The sequence below is a fragment of the Frankia sp. AiPs1 genome (assembly GCF_023716945.1).
Lineage (GTDB): Bacteria > Actinomycetota > Actinomycetes > Frankiales > Frankiaceae > Frankia.
Genome location: NZ_JAMQQF010000209.1, coordinates 1 through 9,367 on the forward strand (window position 1 = coordinate 1; position 9,367 = coordinate 9,367).

General features: G+C 72.7%; 6 protein-coding genes. 4 read left to right on the forward strand and 2 right to left on the reverse strand.

Annotated features, from left to right (window positions below; all coding sequences use genetic code 11):
• Together ND748_RS17885 and ND748_RS17890 are read left to right on the forward strand one after the other, a co-directional pair.
• Nucleotides 1-821, forward strand: an 821-nt coding sequence (locus ND748_RS17885) for an ABC transporter ATP-binding protein (protein ID WP_251746947.1), incomplete at its 5' end; no start/stop codon positions are given.
• A 131-nt stretch (nt 822-952) separates the two neighbouring features.
• Nucleotides 953-1,330, forward strand: coding sequence for a VOC family protein (locus ND748_RS17890; RefSeq protein ID WP_251746948.1), 378 nt, complete (start codon nt 953-955; stop codon nt 1,328-1,330).
• Between the two features lie 223 nt (nt 1,331-1,553).
• Here the strand turns inward: ND748_RS17890 and ND748_RS17895 are convergent, their stop codons facing one another.
• Complete coding sequence (locus tag ND748_RS17895; protein WP_285902307.1) at nt 1,554-2,633, reverse strand: IS630 family transposase; 1,080 nt, start codon at nt 2,631-2,633, stop codon at nt 1,554-1,556.
• A gap of 401 nt (nt 2,634-3,034) precedes the next feature.
• Here ND748_RS17895 and ND748_RS17900 point away from each other — a divergent pair, with 401 nt between their 5' ends.
• Nucleotides 3,035-3,529: an HAD family hydrolase gene (locus tag ND748_RS17900; RefSeq protein ID WP_251746950.1), complete on the forward strand. Its 495-nt coding sequence runs from the start codon at nt 3,035-3,037 to the stop codon at nt 3,527-3,529.
• Nucleotides 3,530-3,606: 77 nt separating this feature from the next.
• Here the strand turns inward: ND748_RS17900 and ND748_RS17905 are convergent, their stop codons facing one another.
• Nucleotides 3,607-4,569, reverse strand: coding sequence for an SDR family oxidoreductase (locus tag ND748_RS17905; RefSeq protein ID WP_251746951.1), 963 nt, complete (start codon nt 4,567-4,569; stop codon nt 3,607-3,609).
• A gap of 531 nt (nt 4,570-5,100) precedes the next feature.
• Between ND748_RS17905 and ND748_RS17910 the strand changes: the two genes are divergently transcribed.
• Nucleotides 5,101-9,367 (forward strand): beta-ketoacyl synthase N-terminal-like domain-containing protein (locus ND748_RS17910; RefSeq protein ID WP_285902306.1); only part of this gene is annotated, 4,267 nt, incomplete at its 3' end.

Sequence of the window (9,367 nt, forward strand, 5' to 3'; positions counted from 1 at the left end):
GGCCCGCCGTCGTCCGCCGCGCCCCGCTGGCCAGGCGTGCCGCATCGACCGCGAGCACCGCCCCGAACGGCCGGGCCACCAGCGCGGCGGTGGCCTTCGACGGTGTCGAGTTCGCCTACCGGCAGGATCTGCCCCCGGTGCATCGTGGGGTGTCGTTCACCGTCCCATCCGGCGGGATGACCGCCGTCGTCGGCCCGTCGGGCGCCGGCAAGTCGAGCATCTTCCTGCTGCTCGAGCGGTTCTACGAGGTGAGCGCCGGGCGGATCCTCGTCGACGGCCGCGACGTCCGGGACTGGCCCCTGGCAGCGCTTCGCCGGTCGATCGGCTACGTCGAGCAGGAGGCTCCGGTGCTCGCCGGTTCCCTGCGCGAGAACCTCACCCTCGGCCTGACCGGCGTCGGCGACGAGGCCCTGCACGAGGCGCTGCGCCAGGCCCGGCTGGAGCTGTTCGTGGCGGCGCTGCCCGGCGGGCTCGACGGCTGGATCGGCCACCGCGGCGGCACCCTGTCCGGCGGGGAACGCCAGCGCATCGCGATCGCCCGCGCCCTGCTGCGCCGACCCCGGCTGCTGCTGCTCGACGAGGCGACCTCGGCGCTCGACGCCGGCAACGAACTCGCACTGCGCGACACCATCGCCGCCGCGGCGAGCACGACCACGGTGATGGTCGTCGCCCACCGGCTGTCCACCGTCGTCGGCGCCCGGCAGATCATCGTGATGGAGGCGGGCCGGGTCCGCGCCATCGGCAGCCACGCGGAGCTGCTGGCGACCGACCCGCTCTACCGAGACCTGGCGACCACCCAGCTCCTCGTCCCCACCGGCTGACGCCGTCAGACGCCGACGATCACGCCGACGGGAGCGGGCGGGAGGGGCGTCCGCCGACGCCGCCAGGCTCCCCCGTTCGACTGTTGCCGCGACGGGCGGCGGCGGACACTGGCGGGTGGAGGTGGTGCACCATGTCCGTCCAGCTCAACCACACCATCGTCGTCGCGCGGGACCGGCGCGAATCCGCCGAGTTCCTGGCGGGGATCCTCGGCTTGTCCGTCGGGACGCCGACCGGCCCCTTCCTGCCCGTGGTCACCGGCAACGGCGTCACGCTCGACTTCGCCACCAGCGACGAGCCGACGATCCCGACGCAGCATTACGCCTTCCTCGTCTCGGAACCGGAATTCGACGTGATCTTCGACCGGATCCGGCAATCCGGCATCGACTACTGGGCCGATCCCACTCGGCGACACCCCGGCGAGACCTACCGCCACAACGGCGGCCGCGGCGTCTACTTCCCCGACCCCTCCGGCCACTTCCTGGAAATCCTCACCCCCACCGCCGGATGAACCGCCCACCGGCGATAACCACCGTCACAACGGCGCGGACCGACCGGCACTCCTGTTCGTTCACACTCCGCCTCCGGGTGGCGACCGAAAACGGGGAGGTGATCCAGGAGGTCGACAACCACGGCAGGCCCTTCCTCATCACCGCGAGCAACGGCAGGGAGCCGTTCACCTACGATTTCACGAAGTTCCAGGCCATCTACTAGTGTCTCGTGATCCTGTTTGCTTACCGGTGGCGGTTTCGGTTGTTGTCGACGAGTTTGCGGATGCTGGTCTGGGTGAGGCGGACCTTGGCGAGGATCTCGCCTGCGGTGGCAGTCCAGGTGAAGGGTTCGGGGTGGCTGTTCCAGTGGGTGATGTAGTCGCGGATCTGGCGGGTCAGGGCGTGGATGGAGCTGAAGGTGCCGCGGCGGATGGCCTGGCGGGTGATGATCCCGAACCAGGTTTCGATCTGGTTGATCCAGGACGAACCAACCGGGGTGAAGTGGAAGTGGACGTGCGGGTTGGCGTCCAGCCAGGCGTGCACCTCGGGGGTGGTGTGGGTGGACAGGTTGTCCAGGACGACGTGGATCTCCCGTCCAGTGTGAGGAGCGACAGCGTTCGTGAGGAAGGCCAGGAACGCGGCTCCGTCGCGGACCGGCCGGCATTCACCGAAGACCTCTCCGGTGGCGGTGTTGAGCGCGGCGAACAGGTTCGTGGTGCCGTGGCGGACGTAGTCGTGGGTACGTTTCTCGCTGACCCCGAAGCTGATCGGCAACAGTGGCTGTGTGCGGTCCAAAGCCTGGACCTGGGTTTTCTCGTCGATACAGAGCACGACTGCGCCGCCGGGAGGGTCGAGGTAGAGGCCGATGATGTCCGCGACCTTGCCTGCGAAGGCCGGATCGGCGGACAGCTTGAACGTGCCCTGGCGATGCGGTCGTAGTCCTTCTTCTCGCCACACCCTCGCCACGTAATGCCAGGACACCGACACGCCGCCGACATGGCTGACATACCGGGCCATCTCGCGGGTCGACCAGTGCGACAGGCCCGTCTCCGCCGGTGGCGTCATCCGGGTCAACGCCACGATCCGGGCCCGCACCGCCGCGGGAACCTGCTCCCGCGGCGCTCCGCGCTGCCGGTCGACCAGAGCACCCGCTCCGCCCTGCTCGTACCGGCGAAGCCACAGATCCACCGTCGGCCGCGATACTCCCGCCAACTCTGCGATCCGCGCCTTCGGCGTCTGCTCGGCGTGCCACAGCACGATCCGCGCCCGCGTCGCCACGTTCGCCGGCACCTCCCGACTATTGACCAGCGCCGACAGTTCCATCCGCTCCGCATCCCCCAACACCACAAGATCACCCTATCCGGCAATCCACCTAAGTAAAGGAAACGGAATCACAAGACACTAGGCGGCGTCGCCAGCCCCACCGACGACAGCCGCTTCCGGCGGGTCGATCCGGCCACCTACCGCTGAGCAGCACCCAGGATTCCCATCGGGAGAGGACGGATGAGCCGGCCGCGCGCGATCCTGCTCGACTTCTATGGCACCGTCGTCGCCGATGACGACGCCCTGGTGGCCGCGGCATGCCGCAGCATCCAGCAGACCGCGACGGCTCACGTGGGCGACCGGCGACGATCGGCCGATACTGGTCGGACACCTTTGCCCGGCTGTGCGCCGAGGCCGCGGGCCCCGCGTTTGCCATCCAGCGGGAGCTGGAACGCCGGTCGTTGCGGGACACGATTCGGCATTTCGGCGCGGCTGCCGACGAGGAATCGCTCAGCCAGCGGTTGTTCGACTACTGGCGGCGGCCGTCGCTCCTGCCCGGCGCGGCGGCCTTCCTGGCCGAAATCGAACTGCCGGTCTGCCTCGTTTCGGACATTGACCGCGCCGATCTCGACGCGGCGCTCGACGCTCACGCGCTCCGGGTAGACGCCATCATCACGAGCGAGCAGGCGCGAGCCTACAAGCCGCGACCGGAACCGTTCCGGCTCGCCCTCGACCGCCTGACACACGAGCACTCTGCCCTCGGCCGGCTCGGCCTCGCCGCGGGCGAGGTCTGGCACGTCGGCGATTCACTGGCCTGCGACGTGGCCGGTGCGAACGCGCTTGGCATTCCCGTCGTCTGGATGAACCGCACGCACCGGCAGCGGCCGGCCTGGGCGTCGCTTGTCGCCGAGGTAGGGGACCTCGCGTCGGTCCTGCAACTGGTCCGGCAAGCCTGAGGACAGCAGCCGCCCGAGCGCCATGCAGCCAGCACCGATCCGCGGGCCCAGCCGTCGTCCGCCACGCGGACCACCCCTCAGCCGGCGGTGGCCGCGTTGCCGGCGACGGGGCTGCTGGAGGCGGGACCAGCAGTGACGGGAATGGCAGGGGCGGCGGTGGTGGCGGAGCCAGCGGTGGTGGGGCGGCTGACGGTGGCCACGCGGGCGGCACGGGTGAGGACGTAGCCGAGGATCGACATGTGGGACGCCGGGAAGAGGCGCGCGACGGTGTCGACCATCCGGGCCTGGCGGGTGATGACCACGCGGGCGCGGCGGGTCTCGACGGCAGCGAGGATCTCCCGGGCCGCGGCGTCGGCCGGGTAGCTGAGCATCTTCGCGAAGTCGCGCCGGCCCGCCTCGGCTTCGTCGCTCGGTACGGCCCGGGCCACCCGTGCCGTCTCGGCAAGCCGGGTGCGCACCCCGCCCGGGAACACCGCCGTGACGCCGACGCGGCCGGCCAGCTCGTGGCGCAGCGCGTCGGTGAAGCCGCGCACGGCGAACTTGCTCGCCGAGTACGCCGTCTGACCGGGGGGTCCAATAAGTCCGAACAGGCTCGAGACGTTGACGATGTGGCTGCCCGGGCTGGCGAGCAGGGCCGGCAGCAACAGGCGGGTGAGCCGAACTGGCGCCCGGAAGTTCACGTCCATGACCCAGTCGAACTCCTCCAGCGAGAGCTGTTCGAAGCCGCCGCCCAGCGCGACGCCGGCGTTGTTGACCAGCAGGGTCACCCCGGGATGGTCGGCCAGCACGCGGGCCGCCGCGGCGTCGACGGCATCGGCGTCGGCGAGGTCGACGGTCAGGGAGTCGACCAGCAGCCGTGGGTGGCGGGCACAGATGCGGGCGGCCACGGCCGCGAGACGCGGTGCGTCGCGGTCGAGCAGCACCAGGTTGCTGCCGCGGCCGGCGAGCTCGTAGGCCGTCTCCTCCCCGATGCCACTCGCGGCGCCGGTCACGACGGCGGTTCCGGCGGCGAACCGGTAGGGCGGTAGCGGGGTCGGCACGTGGCGGCTCCTTCTAGCGGGGACGGGGATGACCAGTATCCGTCGGCCCGGTCGATCGGGCGGACTCGACTCGCACCACATTTCCCGGCCCCGGGCGACAAACCCGAATGCGGACGCCCGGAGGCGCCCAATGCGCGGGCCGAAGCCCGCCGAACCGAAGTCGGCCGACATTGCCGCCGGGGACACCGCCAGTACGGCCCGCCGCGCGACCTTCACCCGGCAGCGCACACTTTCGGGGGCAGCCGCCGTGAACGCCCCGTCAGATGCCCGCTCGATGGACATGCTGCGTCCGTACCGTTTACCATGCGGCCGGCCCGCTCCGACACCCGAGAACTGGTATCACTGGATTAGGGGTAATGCCGCGCCAAGTCCGGTCCTCATCGCGGCGAATATGCGATATCGACAGAGAAACGCGATTCGGTATCGGCGTTCCGGGATAGCGTCACCCGTGGTAGACATGGCCTCGCGAAACCGGGCCGCACCAGTCCGACCGGTAGCCGCCACATGACATGACGCCGGGAGAAATTTCATATGGGCCAGACAGCGGAAATCCAGGACTCGTCACCTGGACGGTCCGATGCGACAGCAAATAGATGGCGGCGCCGGTTGGCCGGTTTGTCGACGGCCGACCAGACGAATCTCCTCCTCGACCTGCTGGACGAGCAGCTCGCGCTGGTGACCGGAGACGAGGGCGCCGCCCGCCGCGACCGGCTCGCCCCCTGGCGCCGGCTCGGCGTCTACCGGCACCTCGCCAGCCGCCTGCGCACCGGCCTCGCCGAGGCCACCGGTCTGCGGCTACCCGCCACCCTGTTCTTCGACCAGCCGACGCCGGCGGCCCTTCTCGCCCACCTGCGGGCCGACCTGCTGGGCATGACGGAGCGAGTGGACACACCCGTCGCCCACCGGCTGACCGGCGCCCCCGCCGCCGCGGATCCGGTCGTCATCGTCGGCATGGCCTGTCGGCTGCCGGGCGGCGCCGACTCACCGGAGGCGCTGTGGGAGCTGGTGCACGCCGGACGCGACGCGGTCGGGGGGTTGCCGCAGGACCGCGGCTGGGATCTGGCGGGTCTCTACAACCCGGACCCCGACCATCCCGGTACCACCTACGCTGATCGGGGCGGGTTCCTGCCCGGCGTCGACCAGTTCGACGCCGCGTTCTTCGGCATCGGACCGCGCGAGGCCAGCGCGGTCGACCCGCAGCAGCGGCTGATGCTGGAGGTCTCCTGGGAGGCGTTCGAACGAGCCGGGCTCGACCCCCGGACGCTGCGGGGCAGCCGCACCGGGGTGTTCACCGGCGTGTCGTTGCAGGACTACGGCCCGGCCTGGCACCGGGCGCCCGCCGACGCGCAGGGCCAGCTCCTCACCGGCAACGCCTCGGGCGTCATCGCCGGACGGGTCGCGTACACCTTCGGCCTGGAAGGGCCCGCGCTGAGCGTGGACACCCAGTGCTCCGCCTCGCTGGTCGCCCTGCACCTGGCCGGCCAGGCGCTGTGGGCGGGGGAATGCGACCTGGCGCTGGCCGGTGGGGTCACGGTGATGTCCACCCCGGGCATGCTGCTGGAGTTCAGCCGCAAGCGGGGGCTGGCGCCGGACGGGCGGTGCAAGGCGTTCTCCGCCGACGCCGACGGCACCGGCTGGGCGGAGGGCGCGGCGGTCCTGCTCCTCGAACGACTCTCCGACGCCCGCCGGCGCGGCCATCCCGTCCTCGCCGTCCTGCGCGGCAGCGCCGTGAACTCCGACGGTGCGTCCAACGGGCTGACCGCCCCCAACGGACAGTCCCAGCAGCGCCTCATCCGGCAGGCCCTGGCCAACGCGGACCTGTCCGCGGCCGACGTCGACGCGGTGGAGGCGCACGGCACCGGCACCTCCCTCGGCGACCCGATCGAGGCCCAGGCCCTCCTTGCCACCTACGGCCAGCACCGCCCCGACGGCCAGCCGCTGCACATCGGCTCGCTGAAATCGAACATCGGCCACGCCCAGGCCGCCGCCGGTATCAGCGGCGTCATCAAGATGGTCCAGGCGCTGCGCCACGAGGCCCTGCCGCCCACGCTGCACGTCCGCGAGCCCTCGCCGCACGTCGACTGGACGACCGGGGCCGTCGCCCTGCTCACCGAGCACGTCCCCTGGCCCCGCCGCCCCGACCGGCCCCGCCGTGCCGGCGTCTCCGCCTTCGGGGTCAGCGGCACCAACGCCCATGTGATCATCGAGGAGGCCCCGCCCGCCGGGGCGCCGCACCCCGACGCCCTGCCCACCAAGTCGGCGGCTCGCGTGACCGGGACCGGCGAGACCGGTGCCGGCGAGACCGGGGATGGCGGCGCGACCGGGGATGGCGGCGCGACCGGGGATGGCGGCGCGACCGAGGATGGCGGCGCGACCGAGGATGGCGGCGCGACGGCGCCGCTGCCGGTCATGCTTGCGGGCCGCACCGAGGGTGCGTTGCGGGCGCAGGCGCGGCGACTCGAGGCGCACCTGGCGGCCCATCGGGAGCTCGACCTTGCCGACGTGGGCCGCACATTGGCCGAGCGCCCCCGCTTCGAGCACCGGGCGGTCATCATCCTGGGGGCCACGCATGACGTCCAGGCGCCGCGCGACGTCGCAGTCCCGTTGACCACCACCATCCCGGGAACCACCGCAATCCCGGGAACCACCACAGACCCGGGAACCGCCCCAGACCCGGCGACCACCACCGTCCTGGGAACGACCACAGTCCCGGGAACGACCACAGACCCCGCGACCACCGCAGACCCGGCGACCACCACGACGCCCGGGACCACCGGGGCCCGGGCGGATCCAGCCGACGAACCATGGTCGCGGACGCGGCTGGCGCGGGCGCTCGACGCGCTGGCGGCCGGTCGGCCGGCGGGCGGGCTGGTGCGCGGCACGGTGACGGCCGCGGTGGCCGACGGCCGGCTGGCGGTGCTGTTCACGGGGCAGGGGAGCCAACGCGCCGAGATGGGCCGGGAACTCTACGACGCCTACCCGGTGTTCGCCGACGCCCTCGACGAGATCTGTGCCCGCTTCGACCGCCACCTCGACCGGCCGCTGCGCGAGGTCATGTTCACGCCGGCCGCCTCGCCCACCGCCACCGCTGCCGCACTCGACCGCACCGAATACACCCAGCCCGCGCTGTTCGCCTTCGAAACCGCCCTCTACCGCCTCGTCACCTCCTGGGGCCTCACCCCGGGGCTGCTCGCCGGACATTCCATCGGCGAACTCACCGCCGCCCACGTTGCCGGGATCTGGACCCTCGACGAAGCCATCACCATGGTCGCCGCCCGCGGGCGGCTCATGCAGTCCTGCTCCCCCGGCGGCGCCATGATTGCCATCCGCGCCGGCGAAGCCGACGTCGCCGCCTCCCTCACCGGCCTCGCCGGCCAGGTGGAGATCGCCACCGTCAACGGCCCCACCGCCACCGTCATCGCCGGCGACGCCGACCTGGCCGAGAAGATCGCCGCCGACTGGACCGCCCGCGGCCACGCCACCCGCCGGCTCACCGTCAGCCATGCTTTCCACTCCCCGCACATGGACGACATGCTCGACCGCTTCCGGGCGGTCGCCACGCAGGTGACCTACCATCCCCCCACCATCCCGATCGTCTCCGGGCTCACCGGCGAACTCACCACGGCCGAGCTGACCACCCCCGACCACTGGGTCCACCACGTCCGCCGGGCCGTCCGCTTCCACGACGCCGCCCGCCGCCTCCACGACGCCGGCGCCCGCGCCTTCCTCGAACTCGGACCCGACGCCGTCCTCACCGCGCTGCTGCCGGCCTGCCTCGCCGACCCCGCCGACCCCGCCAAGTCCGCCGGTGAACCGCTCGCGGTCGCCGCGACCCGGGCCCGGCGCCCCGAACCCGAGACCCTGCTTGGCGCGCTCGCCACGCTCGACGTCCACGGGCTCGACGTCGACTGGCGGGCGATCGGCGCCGACGCCGCCCACGGCCGGCGCGTCGAGCTGCCCACCTACCCGTTCCAGCGCCGCCGCCACTGGCTGGAGCATGCCCCGGTCATCCCGGCTCAGCGCTCCCCGCAGCCCGCCGAGCAGATCCGCGCCGCCGACCCGGACACCTGGCGTTATCGCACCGTGTGGCGTCCGCTGCCCGAGGCGGCGGCCATCGCGGCAAGCATCGCCCAGGCGGCGCCGACCCCGCCGCTGTCCGGCACCTGGCCGGTGCTGGTCCCGGCCGCCGGTGTCGACGACGAGACCGTGACCCGGGTGTCCTGGCTCGTCGAGCGGATGGGCGGTCGGGCTGTCGTGGTCCGCCTCGCCGGCGCCGACGCGGACCGCCGCCGCCTCGCCGCGGTCCTGTCCCTCGACGTGCTCGCCGAGCGCGCCCCCGTGGGTGGCGTGCTGTCCCTGCTCGGCCTCGACGGCGCCCCGCACCGGGCGCATCCCGCGCTGACCGACGGCCTCGCCCTGACCGTCGCCCTCGCCCAGGCCATGCACGACGTCGGCGTCGGTGCGCCGCTGTGGGTGGTGACCCGCGGCGCGGTCAGCACCGGCCCGCACGACCCGCTGACCTGTCCCGAACAGGCGATGCTCTGGGGACTCGGCCGCACCCTGGCGTTGGAGAACCCCGCCGGCTGGGGCGGCCTCGTCGACCTGCCCGCCGACCTCGACGACCAGACCCTGGCCTGGTTCGGCGCCGCCCTGACCTCCCCCGGCGGCGAGGACCAGCAGGCCGCCCGCTGCACCGGCCTGTTCGTCCCCAGGCTGGTCCCGGCGGACGCCCCCGACCGCGCTCACGCCACCGATCACGCTCGCGCCATCGCCGCGACCGGCCCCGCCGGCCCCGCCC

What these genes read in the sequence shown, in the direction of transcription:
- ND748_RS17890 (WP_251746948.1), top strand. Translation starts at nt 953, where the DNA reads ATGTCCGTCCAGCTCAACCACACCATCGTCGTCGCGCGGGACCGGCGC.
- ND748_RS17895 (WP_285902307.1), bottom strand. Translation starts at nt 2,633, where the DNA reads ATGGAACTGTCGGCGCTGGTCAATAGTCGGGAGGTGCCGGCGAACGTG.